We start from the raw sequence: 16,823 nt of genomic DNA on the forward strand, positions 1-16,823 counted from the left end.
CAGCGATAGATAAACCTGGAATAACACCATGATTGGAAGATTGAGTGGCACCCTGGCCGCGGTTCAGCCCCCTCTGTTGCTGATAGATGTGCAGGGTGTGGGCTACGAAGTACTCGCGCCCATGACCACAATTTTTGAATTGCCTCCGCTTGGGCAGCCGGTCCAGGTGCATACGCACCTGGCAGTTTCAGAAACGGCCCAGCAGCTCTATGGCTTTATTCGCGATGCCGATCGCAAGCTGTTCCGCACTCTGATCAAAGTCAGTGGTGTGGGGCCCAAGATGGCCCTGGCGATTTTATCCGGCCTCGATGGTGCGGCCCTGGCGCGCTGTGTGGCGGAGGATAATGTCGCGGCCCTGGTTAAGGTGCCAGGTGTTGGCAAGAAGACGGCCGAGCGTTTGATTGTTGAGTTGCGCGATAAGTTGACCCCGGATTTCGGCGATGCCAACGATATCCCGTTGATGGCTGCGGCTGCCGCACCGAAAGTAGACCACGCAGGCGAAGCGGAGAGCGCCCTGGTGGCTTTGGGTTACAAACCCACCGAAGCCAGCAAAATGGTAGCTCGCGCGGGTAAGGAACAGCCCGAAGCCGATAGTGCCGCCTTGATACGTCTGGCCTTAAAAGGCATGGCGCCCGCCTAAACCGAGTGGCTTGGAGTTGTTGCGATGATTGAAGCCGATCGTTTGGTCGCCCCCGAACCTGCGGGGCCCACGGGGCAGGAAGAGCAGTATGACCGCGCCGTGCGCCCCAAAGCCTTGGCCGATTATGTGGGCCAGCCGGTGGTGCGCGAGCAGATGGAGATTTTTATTCAGGCGGCCAAACTGCGCAAAGAGGCCCTGGATCACACTTTGGTATTTGGCCCCCCGGGCTTGGGCAAAACCACCCTGGCCAACATTATTGCCGCAGAGATGGGAGTGGCGATCAAGACCACTTCGGGGCCGGTACTGGAGAAGGCCGGTGATCTGGCTGCGTTGATGACCAACCTGGAGCCGGGGGATGTGCTGTTTATCGATGAAATCCATCGCCTTAGCCCCCATGTGGAAGAGGTCCTGTATCCGGCCATGGAGGATTACCAGCTGGATATTATGATCGGCGAGGGACCGGCGGCGCGCTCCATCAAGCTGGATCTGCCACCTTTTACTCTGGTGGGGGCCACCACCAGAGCGGGCCTGCTCACCTCGCCCCTGCGCGATCGCTTCGGCATAGTGCAGCGGCTGGAATTCTACAACGTGCAAGATCTCACCAGTATCGTGCGCCGCTCCGCCAGGCTGATGGGGGTGGAAATGGATGAAGGCGGCGCCTTACAAGTGGCGCGCCGCGCCCGCGGCACGCCGAGGATTGCCAACCGGTTGTTGCGCCGTGTGCGCGACTATGCCGAAGTAAAGGGCGATGGGGCAGTGGACTCAAATATTGCCGATGCCGCTTTGAATATGCTCAATGTGGATGCAAAAGGCTTTGATTCCCTCGACCGGCGCATGCTGCTGGCGATGATCGAGAAGTTTGATGGCGGTCCAGTGGGGGTGGATAGCCTCGCCGCTGCCGTGAGCGAAGAGCGGGATACCCTGGAGGATGTGTTGGAGCCCTACCTGATTCAGCAGGGCTATATTGCCCGGACGCCCCGTGGGCGAGTGGTTACCGGGCTAGCTTACGAACACTTTGGTCTGCCCAAGCCGGATAAAATCAGCTGATGACCCAGCTCTCTATGCTGCTGAGCTGGGTGACCGTGGAAGTGAGGGAAATTCAATGAAGGAAGAGTTCGGTATTCCGGTAAGGGTTTATATCGAAGATACCGATGCGGCCGGCATCGTGTATTACGTGAATTATTTAAAGTATATGGAGCGCGCGCGCACAGAACTGCTGCGCTCCCTCGGGTATGATAAGCCGGCGATGCCGCAGGAAGGGCTGTTGCTGGTGGTACATTCCGCCGAGGTCCAATACCGTCGCTCGGCTTGTCTCGACGATGCATTGCGCGCTACTGCGGCGATTGGCAAACTGGGCCGTGCCGCCGTGACCTTTGAACAAAAAATTTGGCGCGGCGATGAGCTAATTTGCGAAGGTGTGGTCAAAGTGGCCTGTGTCGCTGACGACAACCGCAGGCCCTGTGCCCTGCCGGAACCCATTTATTCAGCATTAAAGGCAGTTATTTAAGAAGATGAACGCCGGTGAACAACTTTCTCTTTGGGGGCTAATCCAGAACGCCAGCTTATTAGTACAGCTCGTTATGCTGCTGCTGTTACTGGCTTCTGTGGTGTCCTGGGTCATGATTATCCAGCGCGGGCTCTACTTGTCCCAGGCCAAGCGCGCACTCAATAACTTTGAGCGCCGCTTCTGGTCCGGCGCGGACCTAAACAAACTGTTCCGCGAAGGCAATGAGCGCGCCGAGAAAGGCAAGACCGACGGGGTTGAGTCCCTGTTTCGCGCAGGTTTTACTGAGTTTACCCGCCTGCGCCAGCAGGGCAGCAGTGGCCCGGAAGCGGTTATGGAAGGCACCGAGCGCGCCATGCGCGTAGCGATGTCCCGGGAGCAGGAAAAGGTGGAGATGAACCTGCCGTTCCTGGCGACAGTTGGCTCTGTTAGCCCCTATATCGGTCTGTTCGGTACCGTCTGGGGGATTATGAATTCCTTCCGCGGCCTCGCCACTATGCATCAGGCCACCATTGCCACGGTTGCCCCCGGTATCAGTGAGGCACTGGTGGCTACGGCGATGGGTTTGTTCGCGGCGATTCCCGCGGTGATGGCCTACAACCGCTACTCGGCCAAGGCGGAGTGGCTGTTGTCCAGCTACGAAACTTTCGCCGAGGAGTTTTCCTCTATTCTGCACCGCAAAGTGCACTCCGGCTGAGTAGTGAGTAGGCGAACCCTATGAGTGTGTTTCGCAAGGGAACCAAGAAAAAGCTGGTCTCCGAGATCAATGTGGTGCCATACATCGATGTGATGCTGGTGCTGCTAATTGTCTTCATGGTCACGGCACCATTGTTGATGCAGGGAGTCAAAGTGGACCTGCCAAACGCGCCCTCGGCGCCGATGGAGGACACCGACGAGGAGCCTCTGATTATTTCGGTACGTGCCGATGGCACCTATTACCTAAATCTGGGTAGCGATGAGCAGGAGGCCAAGCCTCTCACTGAGATCAAGGAGACGGTGGCTAAGGTATTGCGGCAGAAGCCGAAAACTCCTGTGCTGGTATGGGGCGATACTGAGGCCCGCTACGGTCTGATCGTCAATGCCATGACCGAGCTACAGCAGGCCGGTGCGCCCAGTGTCGGTCTGGTGACAGAGCCACCGCAGGGGTAGGGTGCCGGTGAATAAAGGCTTTTACGTACTGGCGATAGTGATCAGCCTCCTGTTACACGGAGCGCTGATCACAGCTATGACCTTTGGTTGGGAAGCCAGCAGTATGCCTGAGCGCAAGCCGATGCCGAAGTTTGTGCAGGCCAAGCTGGTAACTATCGAGGCGGCGACACCAAAGAAGAAACTGCCCAAGAAAGTAGACAAAATTCAGCAGCGCGCCCAGCGCGAGGCTGAGCAGAAACGCAAGGCCGAGGTGGAGCGCAAACGCCGCGCGGCCCTGGAGCAAAAGAAAAAGCAGGAAGCGGAGAAAAAACGCAAGGCCAAAGCCGAGGCCGATCGCAAGGCTAAGGAAGCAAAGGCTCGTCGCGAGAAGGAGCGCAAAGAGAAAGAGCGCAAGGAAAAAGAACTCGAGGAACAGCTGGCCAAAGAGCGGGAGAGTTCTTTTAATGAAGCGCTAGAGGATGAGCAAGAGCTGCTTGATGCCAATGAGGGACAGCAGGCGGTGATGTCTGTGGCCCAGGCCATCCAGCAGCAAATTGAAGCGGTGTGGAGCCGCCCGCCGAGCGCCCGCAACGGTATGTTGACCAAGGTAAAAATAAATTTTGTCCCCACTGGCCGGGTGGTGGCAACTAATATCGTCGAGGGCAGCGGTAATGCGGCCCTGGATCGATCGGTACTCACTGCTATCCGCCGGGTGGAAGTTTTCCCGGAAGTGGCCAAGTTGGCCCGGGAAGAGCCGGTGATATTCGAGCGGGAAGTCCGCACCACAATTTTGAACTTTAAAGTCGAAGATCTGCGCCAATGATCAAGAGTTTACTGAAGACAGTCGCCATTATTGCAATCGCCTCGGTCAGCCTGGGGGCTCGCGCCCAGCTGGTGGTGGATATCACCAGCGGAATCGATGACCCCACGCCGATCGCGATATCTCCATTTAGCTGGTCGGGCGGTGGTGTCCTTAGAGAAGATGTCTCCGGGATTATTTCCGCCGACCTGCGCCGCAGTGGTCTTTTTTCTCCGGTACCCAAGGAGGACATGCTGTCCTTTCCGAAAACCCCGGAAGATGTGGTGTTCCGCGATTGGCGTATTCTCGGCACCGAATACATTGTTACTGGCCGTATAGAGCCCCAGGCCTCCGGCTATCTGCTGACTTTTGACCTGGTTAACGTATTCGGCCAGCACAAGATGTTCACCAAGCAGGTGCGCGGTGGCCAGACCCAGCTGCGCGATATCGCCCACCGCGCCGCAGATGAAATCTTCGAGGCCATTACCGGAATACGTGGCGCCTTCTCCACCGAAATGGTGTACGTGCAGGAGGAGAGTCGCGGGGGTAAGCCCAGCTATGTGCTGATGCGTTCCGATATTGATGGAGCGCGTGCCAAGCAGATCCGCCGCTTCAGCGCGCCGGTGATGTCGCCAATGTGGTCGCCTAACGGCCAGGAGCTGGCTTACGTTTCCTTCGAGACCGGCCGCCCGGCGATTTTCCGCGAAAATCTGCGCAGCGGCGAGCGCAAACAGCTGACCAACTTCAAGGGCATCAATAGTTCACCGACCTGGTCTCCCGATGGAACCAAGTTGGCTATGGTGCTCTCCAAGGACGGCAACCCGGAGATCTATGTTCTGGATTTGGCGAGCGGCAAGTTCACTCGCATGACCAGACACTTCTCCATTGATACCGAGCCAAACTGGATGCCGGATGGTAAATCGCTGGTTTTCACCTCAGATAGGGGAGGGAAGCCACAAATTTATCAATTGACTCTTGCCACTGGCCAAGTCGACCGCTTAACCTTCGATGGCGACTACAATGCGCGGCCGCGAGTTTCTCCTGATGGGAAGACGTTGGTCATGGTACATCGCAACCGGGGAACCTTTACCATCGCCACGATGGATATTAACTCGGGCAGGATGCGTGTCCTTACGGAGACCACCCTGGACGAATCCCCCAGCATCGCCCCGAATGGAGCCATGCTGATGTACGCAACCAAGCGCGGAGACAAGGGCATTCTGGCTGCGGTATCGCTGGATGCCGGGGTGAAGTACAACTTACCCTCACAGAGAGGCGATGTCCGGGAACCGGCATGGTCGCCATACTTTGATTGAGGAGGGGGCCCAGCGCTCTGGGGCGTAGGGTATTTATAAGACCAACTTAAAAAAAATCTTTCAGGATTTTCGATAACACTAAAAGCGGAGTAGCTTATGTTGAAATCAGTAAAAACGGGACTGGGATTGGCCTGTGTTTTGGCTGTAATGGCCGGTTGTAGCAATACTAACAGCGATAAAAGCAGCGGCGAGGAGTACACCCAGCCCGAGGTTGATACCCAGGTTGAAACCACTGTTGTCGATGAGAGTGAAACCATGGCTCCTCTGGAGAATGTAGTTTACTTCGACTTCGACCAATCCCTGCTGAAGCCGGAAACCCGTGAACTGCTGATCCGTCACGCCGACCGTATGCGCGGCAATACCTCTGCTGTTCGCCTCGAAGGCCATGCTGATGAGCTGGGCACCCGCGAGTACAACCTGGCTCTGGGTGAGCGTCGCGCCAATGCCGTACGCGACTTTTTGGTACTGCAGGGCGTAGATGCAGCTAACCTGGAAGTGATCAGCTACGGTGAAGAGCGTCCGGCTCAAATGGGCTCTAACGAAGCTGCCCGTGCGATGAACCGTCGCGTTGTTATTAACTAATCGTCAAAATGGATGCCAATGGCTTTTACGATTAGAAAACTGGCGATCGCCGCAGCCGTAATGGCTGCGGCATCGCCCGTCTTCTCCCAGGCCCCGATTGTCGACCTGTCTACAAGTAGCCAGGAACAATCCCCCCTTTCTAGTGGCACAGGTGCCGAGGACATGTACCTCGCCCGCGCTACCACCTCCAGCCAGAAAGCAAAGACCAACCCCCAGGCCGAGGCCTACTACCAGATGCAGGTACTGCAGCAGGAAGTGCGTGAATTGCGCGGAACGGTTGAGGAGTTGCGCCACGAGATCAAGCGTCTCAAGCAGCAGCGCACCGAGGATTACATGGATCTGGATCGGCGCATTGCGCGCCTGAGCGGCACCGAGCCCTCGGCACAGCCATCTGTCCAACCATCGGTACAGCCCTCGGCACAGCCGCCCGTCAAAGGTGGTGGTGGCGCTTCTGTACGGGGAGGCTCTGCCATGCCGCCGAAGCCCCAGGGGCCAAAGGACGGCAAGAGTGAGCGCGACCGCTACCAGGCCAGTTTTGGTCTGGCCCGCAATGGCGATTACGGCGGTGCCAGCGCTGAATTCAAGAGCTTGCTGCAAGACTTTCCCAATGGTCAGTACGCCCCCAATGCCAATTATTGGCTGGGTGAGATAGCGCTGGTACAGGGGAACCTGGAGGAGGCCCGCGAATGGTTCGTGGCGCTGCTGGACGGCTACCCCAACTCCAATAAAGTATGGGACGGCCGCTATAAGCTGGGTACGGTTTACCACCAGCTGGGAGATCAGCAGAAAGCCCGTAACCTGCTGGAGCAGGTGGCGGGGAGTGATGCCCGCGCCTCGAACCTGGCTAAGAAGTATCTCCAGGAGAACTTCTAGCACAGAGCTAGGGCTGTAGCCCTGCTCTTCTGTTCTATAGTGAGCGTCGCTGGTTTTTTGATCAGAAAAAGCCTATGATCCCGCGCCCGGATGGCATGTGCCATCCGGGCGTTTTTGTGTCGGGTGTGTATGACCAATCTGTCTAAAGAATCACTCAGAATTAGTGAAATTTTCTACTCCCTCCAGGGGGAGGCGCGAGAAAGTGGCCTGCCAACGGTGTTTGTTCGCCTGACCGGTTGCCCGCTGCGCTGTACCTATTGCGACTCGGAATACGCTTTTTATGGCGGTGAGCGCATGACCCTGGAGCAGATATTACTGCAGGTGCAGAGCCACCCCGCGCGTCATGTTTGCGTGACAGGAGGCGAGCCCCTGGCGCAACCCAATTGTCTACCTCTACTGGAAGCCCTCTGTGACGCCGGTTATTCGGTATCACTTGAGACCAGTGGCGCCATGCCGGTGGATCAGGTGGACCCTAGAGTTTCACGGGTTGTGGATCTGAAAACCCCGGCCTCTGGGGAGCAACACCGCAATCGCATGGAAAATATGCAGCTGCTCACCCGCGACGATCAGATCAAGTTTGTGATCTGTGATCGGGGGGATTATGAGTGGGCCAGATTTACCCTGGATCAGTATCGCTTACCGGAGCGAGTAGGAGAGGTGCTCTTCTCCCCCAGCTATGAGCAGTTGCCCGCGCGACAACTGGCGGAGTGGATTTTGGCCGATGGCCTGCCGGTGCGCATGCAGATGCAGCTGCACAAATTGCTGTGGGGAGATATCCCGGGTGTTTGATTGGCCCGGAGATTGTGAATAGAAACATTGAGGAAGAGATGACTGCAAAGAAAGCGGTAATTTTGCTGTCCGGTGGCCTCGACTCGGCCACGGTACTCGCCATGGCGCGTGCAGAGGGTTACGAATGTTATGCGCTGGGTTTCGATTATGGTCAGCGCCATGAAGCTGAATTGTTGGCTGCGAAGCGCGTCGCGGCCGATCTCGGTGCGGTAGAACACAAGGTCGTGAAACTCGATCTGCGTTCGATCGGCGGCTCAGCCCTGACCGATGACAGTATTGAGGTTCCAGAAGAGGAAACCAGCGGAATTCCGGTCACCTATGTGCCGGCTCGCAATACAGTATTTCTCTCTATTGCCCTGGGATGGGCCGAGGTTCTTGGAGCCCAGGATATTTTTGTTGGCGTCAACGCGGTGGACTATTCCGGCTATCCAGACTGCCGTCCGGAATATATCGAGGCCTATGAGAAAATGGCCAACCTCGCCACCCGCGCTGGGGTAGAGGGGCACAAGCTCTCTGTAAGAGCGCCGCTGATGCAGATGAGCAAGGCGGATATCGTGCTTGAGGGAACCCGTCTTGGGGTTGATTACAGTTTGACGGTATCCTGTTACCAAGCGCGCCCCGATGGTGCGGCCTGTGGCCGCTGCGATAGCTGTCGGCTGCGTGCGGTGGGATTTGCCGATGCGGGCCTGGCGGACCCCACGGTGTATGCCAGCTGATTGTCAGTTGGTGTCATTTTCAAGGGGAATACCTAACTCCTTAAATTTGTTAGATTTTTTTTCGGGTTAGGTATTGTCTTTTCAGAATAGATCCGTAAGATACGCAGCTCCTCACATCGAGGCACGGAAAAGGGTCGTTAGCTCAGTTGGTAGAGCAGTTGGCTTTTAACCAATTGGTCGCTGGTTCGAATCCAGCACGACCCACCATTTCCGCCGGGAATACTCACAGTAACCCCACAGCTTTTACAGATCTGCGAGAGAAGTAAAAGCATCCTGAGTTGGGACATACCAAGTTCGCCCAACTTCCTAAGGGTCGTTAGCTCAGTTGGTAGAGCAGTTGGCTTTTAACCAATTGGTCGCTGGTTCGAATCCAGCACGACCCACCATTTTCGCCAGAGATATTCACGGAACCCGACAGCTTTTACCGATCTGCGAGAAAAGTATAAGCATCCTCAGTTGGGATATACCAAGTTCGCCCAACTTCCTAGGGGTCGTTAGCTCAGTTGGTAGAGCAGTTGGCTTTTAACCAATTGGTCGCTGGTTCGAATCCAGCACGACCCACCACTCTCCTTTTTACCCGCTATCAATTAACCAGTTTCTCTGTATGACCTTTGTTCTTGCGGGCCAGTTTCAGGCTTTCTATGACGGTGCTTATTTACTGCAATAAACGGCCCCTTTCGCTTTCGATTCTAAATGGTGGATATTACTTATATGGTGATCTATCAGAATCTTCCATATTTTTAGGGTTCTCCGACTGCGCTAATGTGCTCGCCAGGGTGTGCTTTAAGTTGTGTGCTAAACCCTATAGGCACTCAATAGCCGTATTTACTTTAAAGGGCTTCATGTGGGTCTTGGAGGCGGCTTTTCGCCGAGTTAGAGAGCCTCGACTGATCGGCAATGAACACGATTTAGTGCTCATTGGTGCCAAGGTTGAATGTGGAAGATAAGCTGTTGTAGAAACCATTAACTAAGATGAAAGGTCAGCTCGAGACAGTAAAAGCACCTTTATCGGTAATTGTGGTTAACACTTGAGCTTAAAGGGGGGCGTATATAGCCTTTGAGTTATTCTGCCCAATAAGTCTCTCAGTCAAGGGTAGATCCTGGGCGCAGGGGCTGCTCTTGACCGGGAGTTTTGCCTGAGAAAAAGTCTAGTTCTAATTCGAGGCTTTAATGTAGCTAGACGCTTCCTGTGGGGGTAGACTGGAACCAACCCTCCTAGGTCTTGGCTTTCTGCGTGCTAAATAAATAGCCAATCCAAAGCAGGACATTGCAATTAAGGCGAGTAATGTAATTACAATCAATATGTCACGCTTTTCAGCTCCTATTAATGGGCGTAAAAAATTCCACTTGTGAAGCAGTGAGAATGAAAGTGATTCCAGCCGGTCAATCTTTCGATTTTGGTCAACTAAAATACCTGTTACTGGGTCAACAAAATACCTGCTACCGGTTGGGTCATTCAAGTCGACTTGCCAAACCGGTAACCGTTTATTGCGGAAGTCATAGTTTGGCCCAAAGTGTGTGACCAGCTTGATTTCATCAATTTTAATATTGTCGATTGTATTGCCATTGGATTGGATGAACTGTAGAGCTAGTTCTTTGGCCAAGTCCTGGTCTTTAATCGACTCTTTCTCCCCTGTTTGAGCGTTGATTAAAGCTGATGATCTTTCCAGAGGCAGTCCGCCAAAGCGTGCTTTTCGCTGTTGGTAATTGGACGTTGACTCTTCAATCGGAACGCTAATCCCAAGTCGATAAATTGGCTTTTTATCGATGGACTGATTGAGCGAAATAGCATTTAAATGCGCTTTCTTAGGAATGCTACTCTCTATGCTATGCCGCCACTGAGCCATCTCTCTTTCCGTAACTGCAAAGCTTTCCAGTTGCACAGGTTCAAGCAGTCGCAAGCCTGAAATGGGCTGTATGTATTCTGCCTGTAATAAATGGTAAAACCCGCTTGCTGACCAGCCAAGTAATGGCAGCCAAAGTAAGTAGCCGAGGCGGCGATGCCAGCGTCGATTAGACTTGGGAATTTTGCGGCTGGGGAGTGCAAAAATCAGATAGAGTCCCGTTGAAGCTATCACTAGAAGCGTTAACATAAATAGTGCAACAGTGAGCACACGCCCATGGCCGGTAGTATCTAGCCAGCTCCAGGTATGTAGCGCCCTGAAAAACAGTTGCGTTTTGGCTTTAAAGCTATTGTTTAAAGCAGCTAAGGCACCTGTTTCGGTGTAGATAAAAGCTTTGAGTAAATTATCATCGGCGGCAATGGTCACTTCATAAACTGGCAGCAGGCGATTAACTCGCGGGTAATCAGCGCTAAAACTCTCCTTGAATTTAACATCAATAATATTTTCTTGTGGTAAGTCCAAGTAATGAGATGTGAGCCACTTTGCTTGTGCTATATCATGATCAAACAACTCACTTCCAGTTTCAAGGTTGAAATAACGCCTTGGGCTGTTATCAGCTTCTGTAATCTGCAGTAGATTACCCTCACTCGAAGGAACAACTTTAGCGATAGCCACCTTTTCGATAGGCAGCTTATCAACAATTTTTTCAAGTTTATATAAGGTTTCTGCACTGGCTTGAAACGTGGGTGGCATTGTATTTTTGGCTTGCGGACCAAACCAAGCCATTATTGGATGGGATATTCCAGACAAAGACCAAGTTACAACACCAAAAAAAGCTATCCAGGTTAGGAATCTGTGCCATCTAATGAATTGCAGTTTCATCAAGCTACCTCGCTTATATATTTCCTACTGTGAGGGGCTATTAAAAGTTAGTGCTGACACCAACATAGAAGGCGCGACCTTGACCTGGAGTAAAAACTGAATTGCTGGAAGCCATACTAAGATCTGATACTGTTGACACATTTGAGATATATTTTTCGTCGGTTAGGTTTTCCGCAGATGCAAATAAGTCGATCGCTTCGTTTATCGAGATACCGGCAATAATGCCAATTAATTCATATCCCGCAGCTCTTTCAGTGTTAGCGAAGTCAACGTAGGCTCCGTTGGCAATATGTCGCAAGTTAATGCCTGCATACCACCTGCCATTGCTCGAGTATTTTAATTCGCTGGCATAGATTGATTGAGGTATTCCAGGTAACTTGTTATCCCCTCTATCCGGATCATTATCGAAGCTGAAGTCGTTATAGTTATAGATGTTCCGCCAGAGAATATTCTTATTTATTCGTATATCGAAACCAAGCTCGACACCTTTGTGTAGTGTGTTACCTGTTGCGTTTTCTGTACTTGTTGTTTCGCCACTAAACCCGGACTGCCCAACGTCTACAAATTCGTTGCTAATTTCACTGTGATAAATAGATGCGTCCCAGCTTACAATACCTTTCTGCCCGCGAGAGCCCACCTCAAAAGTCAATGACTCTTGTGCATCAAGAATTGTAAATGGATCCGCTCCGCCCGAAGTTAGATCAGTTATTCCTGGTGGCTCATAACCTTCACTTACATTAGCGTATAGCTGATTTTCATCTTGTAGGGTATAAATAACACCAAGACGCCCATTGAATTTTTCGAAGCTCAACTTACCGGTGTCATCTTTCGGTCCACCCTTATCCTGAGCGCGGTCAGAGTTAAAGATATTTTTGTTTTCTCTGACGCTACTAATATATTGAGTTCCTGCGATTACGTTAAGTGACTCGCTTAAGGAAAAGTCTAGCTGTCCATAGATGACAGTATTCGTCGCATTCCGATCATCTTTACTTGATAAATCCCCCTTCTCGGCAGTTGGTGTTGGGCTAAAAGGGCCCTCAGAGTACGCAAACAGTTCTGACTCATTGTTACTTTCAGCATGGGTTATACCTATAACCCAGGAAATATCAGTGATATCCAGTTTGAAATCACCAGTAATATCAGTAGATATACCAAACTCCATTCCGCTTTGCTCAATGATGCCGGCATATGGTGTTATAGCGTGATCCAAATATCTTGTTGCTAGCCAAGCTCCGGCTTCAATAGTGAGCGAATTTAATGCAAAAACTGTTCGGTTTGATAAGCGAAATACATCAAGGTTTCGATCCATATCGCGTTCAATATTTGATTCTGGCGACATGTCAGGATTGCTTAGTGCTTGGTCGTGTGTCAAAGAGCCAGCCAGCTCAAAATTGTCCTGCAGTGCGGTTAGAAAAAAGCGAGTTTCTAAGTTATCACTAAATTTGTAGCCAACATTACCAAAGCTATAAATACTGTCGACTTCGGAATGTTCTCTAAATCCACTACTATTTAGTTTGGTTACCGCACCATAATAATCAAAAGCGTCATTTCTTCCTTTAGTGTTAATACTGGTTCGGTGTGTATCGAATGATCCGCCTTCCAACCTTATATTACTACCAGCTTTTGACGTAGCTCCCGTCGGTGTTACCACATTGATTGCACCTCCCAGTGAAGCTGCACCATAGCGAAGGCCATTTGATCCTTTATAGATCTCGATATAGCCAATAGATAGTGGATCTATTTCTTGATACTCGGTGCTGCCACTGGCACGTGAAATCGGTACTCCATCACGCAATACAGTAATTCCTCGGCGTTCATAAGTAGCATTCGCAGCGGATCCCCGAATAGAAATTCGGTTATCACGCTGGGCTGAAGTGTCTGCGAAGACACCGGGTGTGAACTTCAGCGCGTCACCAATACTCTGCGTAAACTCAACTAAATAGTCTTCGGCACGAACCAGGTCAACTCCCCCTGGAACACGCTGAAGGTTATGAATCGCTTCACTTGCAGAGTTGGCCGATAGTGAATTGTCAATATCAACTGTAACTACAACCTCCTCAATTGACTGGGAATGATGATCTTGGCCTTCAGCGTGAGGCGCGCTACTGATAGCAATAAGTGTTAAGGCGATGAACAGCTTTCGAGTAATTTTCATGTATAGGTATCCTGTCGGAGCGCTATATAGCGTGCCGAAAAAATAATTTAGATGCTGTAACGCAGACGATATAGCGGCAGGCACAGGTGCTCTGATACTAGATTGGTAGTATCTACGAGCATGCTGATTTGCTTATATCAAATGCCTTACTGGCTTCATCATTGGGGCAGGCGTAAACGAGCCCAAAAAATGAAGAGCAAAGACTTAAATTGTGGACAAAGAGGCTGAGAAGGGAGGAGCGCGCTGCTGCTGTTTGCGATGTAGGCTGGCGATTACTTCCTCAGCCAAGTTTCGCTGCTGGATATAGCGTGTTTTTGACAGGCTAGATAGATAAGGAGTAGGTAAAAATGTTACTTCGGAATTTGGTTTTGCAATACCAAACTTGCAGTCCGACTGCCAATTACCTTCGGTATGGTGATCATGATCTGTACTTTCAGCAACTTTATCGGCTGACATGCTCGCCATCTCATGGTGTATATGTTGATGATGGGAGTGGTGATTTTGCTCGCTCTTTGTACCGCTACTTAATGGCTTTAGATTATGCCCCTGATGAATAATCGCCATTACTTCTGGTGAGACGCCACTAGGACAGAGTTTGATAACTGTACCATCAGTAGCGATCGAGGCTGGCATGTATCCAGTGGGAATCAATGCTTGTACCAAAAATAAAAACAACGCTATACGAGGCAGCAGGTTTCGTGCGCCTCGTGATTGTTTGGTTTTGGTAAAGTAGCAGATTGACAAAGCGGGTACTTGCGAAGTGACAATTTGAGGCGCATTCTGCTCTACTTATTGAGAGTTATCAAGGGCTGGGAGTTGCTTTCTATGATGGAAGTACTATTTCCGCTGGCTGCCTCGGTCTCTAATAGAAAAATTTGCTGATAGGTTTGGCGTGATTATATTGGATGATTTTTGGTGGCTGGTTACCCAATTGCACCCCTGTGTATTGCTTTTTACAGACGAATTATTTTATTAATAATTGATATTGGAGGAGTCGAGTTTTAGGGGCAGTAAATAAAGGCTTGCCGAACCTGTTCTGGATAGAATATTAAATAGTCATGTGAAATTATGGCTAGTGCAGTGAGAATTTCCAATATAAGGCTAGCAATAAGCTTTATATTTCGACCTTTAATTTGTTGGTTGTGGGTGTGAACCCGGTGCGACCAATAATTCCTTCCTTATGGTTCTCAATGTCTGGTTTTCTTTGTTCTTCCTGGGAGGCACTAAACCTGCAACTTATATTCTTTCTAAAACTTTTCACCTGGTTCTTGGGTGCTTTTTTCCCATAATAGGGTTAGATTATATTGGTAGTAATTAATAAGTCATCGACTCGTGTTTTGGCGCATTGGTCAGGCATATGTAGCTAGTTAATTCTATGAGTTTAGTTTCAGAGAGATAAGGATACGGTCTTTTGATTTACTATCTCCTCAAGCATTCCGTGTCACCAATTACGATGAATAGTGCTTGCCTCGATGTTGCGAGTTTGATTACTGAGATGTGCGGTTCGATCTTTGTAGGTAAAGGAGCTGGTTTTAACGCGAGATAATTCTACCAGGTATGGATTGTCGAAATGAAAATAGTACCCCCATAACTGCCGCCATCTGTTTAGTGGCATTTGTCACTCCTCTTTTGGGAATAATAACTCCACCATTGTCAAGCGAAATGGGGCTGGAAATAGTGCTATGTCTGATCAGTCCGATCCGATAGCGCAGTCAGTTTTAGCCAGGTGATACAGTTCCAGACTGATGAACGGCAATCAAGTTGTCGCGGAACAATACACGGATGTAATGGTGACGTTGGTTATTCAGGCCTAGATCAGAGATGGAAATATTACTAATGCGGAAAAGTGCAACAACAATGTTTTCACGAACCTAAGTAATGTCCAGCTTGAGCAGTTCCAGTCAAGTAATGCCAATACTGTGATGAGTATCCAGCTGGGCACTTTGACGAACAGTCGTTTGACCGTCAATCAAGTAGGTAACATAAACCTGTCGATAATAACGTGCAAAGCTTCAGTGTTGATGAGAGTACTATGACGATAAATAAGCTGGGAGATATGAAAATTGTCGGCCCGAGCTTTACTCTACAGCAGTAGACGATCGATTCTACTTTGCTGGCCACATAAATTGGCCAGATGAGTCAAATGGATGTTAATCAAAACTTAAACGTCAGCTCAAGTTTGATAGTTTGTTCTCAAGATGGCATAGGAAATACCGCAGCCTTGGATCAGCTAGGTTCGGTTAGCTTTCTTATGATGGAGATATTTCAAATGGGAAATGACAATATGGCACTCCTTGAAAATTCCAATTGGCGCTTCAAATAACCATACTATGAGCTGGCTATATAGTTCCCAAACTGCATTCGCAATACAAAAAGGTATGTCTAATGTAGGAGCTATCTTTCAGTAAAATTTATAGCTGAATTTTTTTGTTTTGAATGTGTTGCGATTAAAAAGAGTATTTGCGAAAAGTAATGGGTTAACTAGTAATCTTTGAAATCATCTCTCCCAGATAAAGTGAGGAGGTCAGGCCGGGAGATTCGATACCAAAGAATGCTATTAGCTGCGTATTGTTGCTTAGCCTTTTATGCAAAACCTGAAAATCACCGGCGGGGACGCCTTGGGGAACAATCTTTGGGCGAATACCGGCATAGCCAGGCTGTAACGTATTACTTTCTAATCCGGGCCAGTAGCTCTGGATGCTGCTATAGAATTTATCCCGCTTGCCCGGATCTACTTGGTAGTTAATGGTTTTAATCCACTCCACATCCGGGCCAAACCGCGCCCCTCCAGTCAAATCCAGAGTGAGGTGAATGCCCAGACCGGCACCCTCAGGTAGAGGGTAAATTAAGTGTGAAAAAGGCACCTTACTTGACTGGGTAAAATAACTGCCCTTAACAAAATACGTGGTGGGAATTTCTCGTTTTATTACTTCGCTATTTACTGTGCTCATCAGTGAGCTGGTGTGAAGACCTGCGGCCAGGATGAGGTTGCGGACCGTCAGTCTGTAGCCATCCTTCATCACCAGTTGGCAGGTGCCACTGGATATTTCAATGCGCACAACCTTACTCGCAAGTATGACTTCACCTCCCTTGGATTCCGTGGCGCCTTCAAGAGCCAGCACCAGGCTGTGGCTGTCGATAATCCCTGTCGTCGGTGAGTAGATGGCCCCGGCACACTGTAATTCTGGCTCCATAGAGAGAGCCTCTTTAGTGTTCAGTAAACGAAGCCCCCCGGCGCTGTTCGCATCCCCCTGGGCTTTGAGGGCTCGGAGTTGTGGCAGCTGTGCTTTATCGGTGGCAACTACCAGTTTGCCGATTTGCTTATGGGGCACCGCGTATTTTTGGCAAAATTGATACAGCATGGATTTACCCTTAACACAGGCACGGGCTTTCAAGCTGCCTGTTGGATAGTAAATCCCCGCGTGAATAACCTCGCTATTGCGCGCGCTGGTTTCAGTTCCAATGGCACTGTGTTGTTCCAGTACCATCACTTTGTGGCCAGCGCGGCTCAACTGGTAGGCGCAGGCAAGTCCTAGCACCCCGGCCCCGACTATCACGGTATCCAACATCTCCATAGCGGTCCTGTTGTCGAAGT

15 protein-coding genes and 3 tRNA genes are annotated in these 16,823 nt (G+C 50.6%); 14 read left to right on the forward strand and 4 right to left on the reverse strand.

Annotated features, from left to right (window positions below; all coding sequences use genetic code 11):
• The first annotated feature begins 28 nt into the window (after positions 1–28).
• From ruvA to FIU95_RS03610, 14 genes are all read left to right on the forward strand, one after another.
• A complete protein-coding gene (gene ruvA / locus FIU95_RS03545; RefSeq protein ID WP_152451553.1) occupies positions 29–640 on the forward strand; it encodes a Holliday junction branch migration protein RuvA in 612 nt (203 codons plus the stop codon).
• A gap of 24 nt (positions 641–664) precedes the next feature.
• Positions 665–1,687: a Holliday junction branch migration DNA helicase RuvB gene (gene ruvB / locus FIU95_RS03550; protein WP_152451555.1), complete on the forward strand. Its 1,023-nt coding sequence runs from the start codon at positions 665–667 to the stop codon at positions 1,685–1,687.
• Positions 1,688–1,742: 55 nt separating this feature from the next.
• Positions 1,743–2,147 carry a tol-pal system-associated acyl-CoA thioesterase gene (ybgC, locus tag FIU95_RS03555; RefSeq protein WP_152451557.1) on the forward strand — a complete coding sequence of 135 codons (405 nt, stop codon included), beginning with the start codon at positions 1,743–1,745 and terminating at the stop codon, positions 2,145–2,147.
• A 4-nt stretch (positions 2,148–2,151) separates the two neighbouring features.
• Entirely contained in the window at positions 2,152–2,841 is a 690-nt protein-coding gene (tolQ, locus tag FIU95_RS03560; RefSeq protein ID WP_152451559.1) for a protein TolQ, read from the forward strand.
• A gap of 20 nt (positions 2,842–2,861) precedes the next feature.
• Positions 2,862–3,293, forward strand: coding sequence for a protein TolR (gene tolR / locus FIU95_RS03565; RefSeq protein ID WP_152451561.1), 432 nt, complete (start codon positions 2,862–2,864; stop codon positions 3,291–3,293).
• Positions 3,294–3,300: 7 nt separating this feature from the next.
• Positions 3,301–4,095, forward strand: a complete 795-nt coding sequence (tolA, locus tag FIU95_RS03570) for a cell envelope integrity protein TolA (RefSeq protein ID WP_152451563.1) — start codon at positions 3,301–3,303, stop codon at positions 4,093–4,095.
• Positions 4,092–5,387: a Tol-Pal system beta propeller repeat protein TolB gene (gene tolB / locus FIU95_RS03575; RefSeq protein WP_152451565.1), complete on the forward strand. Its 1,296-nt coding sequence runs from the start codon at positions 4,092–4,094 to the stop codon at positions 5,385–5,387. The genes tolA and tolB overlap by 4 nt, the downstream gene beginning before the upstream one ends.
• Positions 5,388–5,483: 96 nt before the next feature.
• The gene (locus FIU95_RS03580) at positions 5,484–5,969 is read left to right on the forward strand and encodes an OmpA family protein (RefSeq protein ID WP_152451567.1); all 486 of its coding nucleotides are present in this window, start codon (positions 5,484–5,486) and stop codon (positions 5,967–5,969) included.
• A gap of 18 nt (positions 5,970–5,987) precedes the next feature.
• A complete protein-coding gene (locus tag FIU95_RS03585; protein WP_152451569.1) occupies positions 5,988–6,842 on the forward strand; it encodes a YbgF trimerization domain-containing protein in 855 nt (284 codons plus the stop codon).
• Between the two features lie 129 nt (positions 6,843–6,971).
• Entirely contained in the window at positions 6,972–7,631 is a 660-nt protein-coding gene (gene queE / locus FIU95_RS03590; RefSeq protein WP_152451571.1) for a 7-carboxy-7-deazaguanine synthase QueE, read from the forward strand.
• 38 nt (positions 7,632–7,669) lie between these two features.
• Positions 7,670–8,347 carry a 7-cyano-7-deazaguanine synthase QueC gene (gene queC / locus FIU95_RS03595; protein WP_152456091.1) on the forward strand — a complete coding sequence of 226 codons (678 nt, stop codon included), beginning with the start codon at positions 7,670–7,672 and terminating at the stop codon, positions 8,345–8,347.
• A 131-nt stretch (positions 8,348–8,478) separates the two neighbouring features.
• Positions 8,479–8,554 (forward strand) — tRNA-Lys (locus tag FIU95_RS03600).
• A gap of 103 nt (positions 8,555–8,657) precedes the next feature.
• Positions 8,658–8,733, forward strand: a tRNA-Lys gene (locus tag FIU95_RS03605).
• A 102-nt stretch (positions 8,734–8,835) separates the two neighbouring features.
• Positions 8,836–8,911: transfer RNA gene (locus FIU95_RS03610), tRNA-Lys, on the forward strand.
• A 590-nt stretch (positions 8,912–9,501) separates the two neighbouring features.
• Here the strand turns inward: FIU95_RS03610 and FIU95_RS03615 are convergent.
• The 4 genes from FIU95_RS03615 to FIU95_RS03630 all read right to left on the reverse strand — a co-directional run bounded on the left by FIU95_RS03615 (position 9,502) and on the right by FIU95_RS03630 (position 16,803).
• Positions 9,502–11,073 (reverse strand): PepSY domain-containing protein, encoded by a 1,572-nt coding sequence (locus FIU95_RS03615; RefSeq protein WP_152451573.1) that lies wholly within the window; start codon positions 11,071–11,073, stop codon positions 9,502–9,504.
• A 40-nt stretch (positions 11,074–11,113) separates the two neighbouring features.
• Entirely contained in the window at positions 11,114–13,228 is a 2,115-nt protein-coding gene (locus tag FIU95_RS03620) for a TonB-dependent receptor (protein WP_152451575.1), read from the reverse strand.
• A gap of 204 nt (positions 13,229–13,432) precedes the next feature.
• Entirely contained in the window at positions 13,433–13,972 is a 540-nt protein-coding gene (locus tag FIU95_RS03625) for a hypothetical protein (protein WP_152451577.1), read from the reverse strand.
• A 1,733-nt stretch (positions 13,973–15,705) separates the two neighbouring features.
• Positions 15,706–16,803: an NAD(P)/FAD-dependent oxidoreductase gene (locus FIU95_RS03630; RefSeq protein WP_152451579.1), complete on the reverse strand. Its 1,098-nt coding sequence runs from the start codon at positions 16,801–16,803 to the stop codon at positions 15,706–15,708.
• Positions 16,804–16,823: the final 20 nt, after the last annotated feature.

The organism is Microbulbifer sp. THAF38, from assembly GCF_009363535.1.
In the GTDB taxonomy this organism is placed as follows: Bacteria; Pseudomonadota; Gammaproteobacteria; order Pseudomonadales; family Cellvibrionaceae; genus Microbulbifer.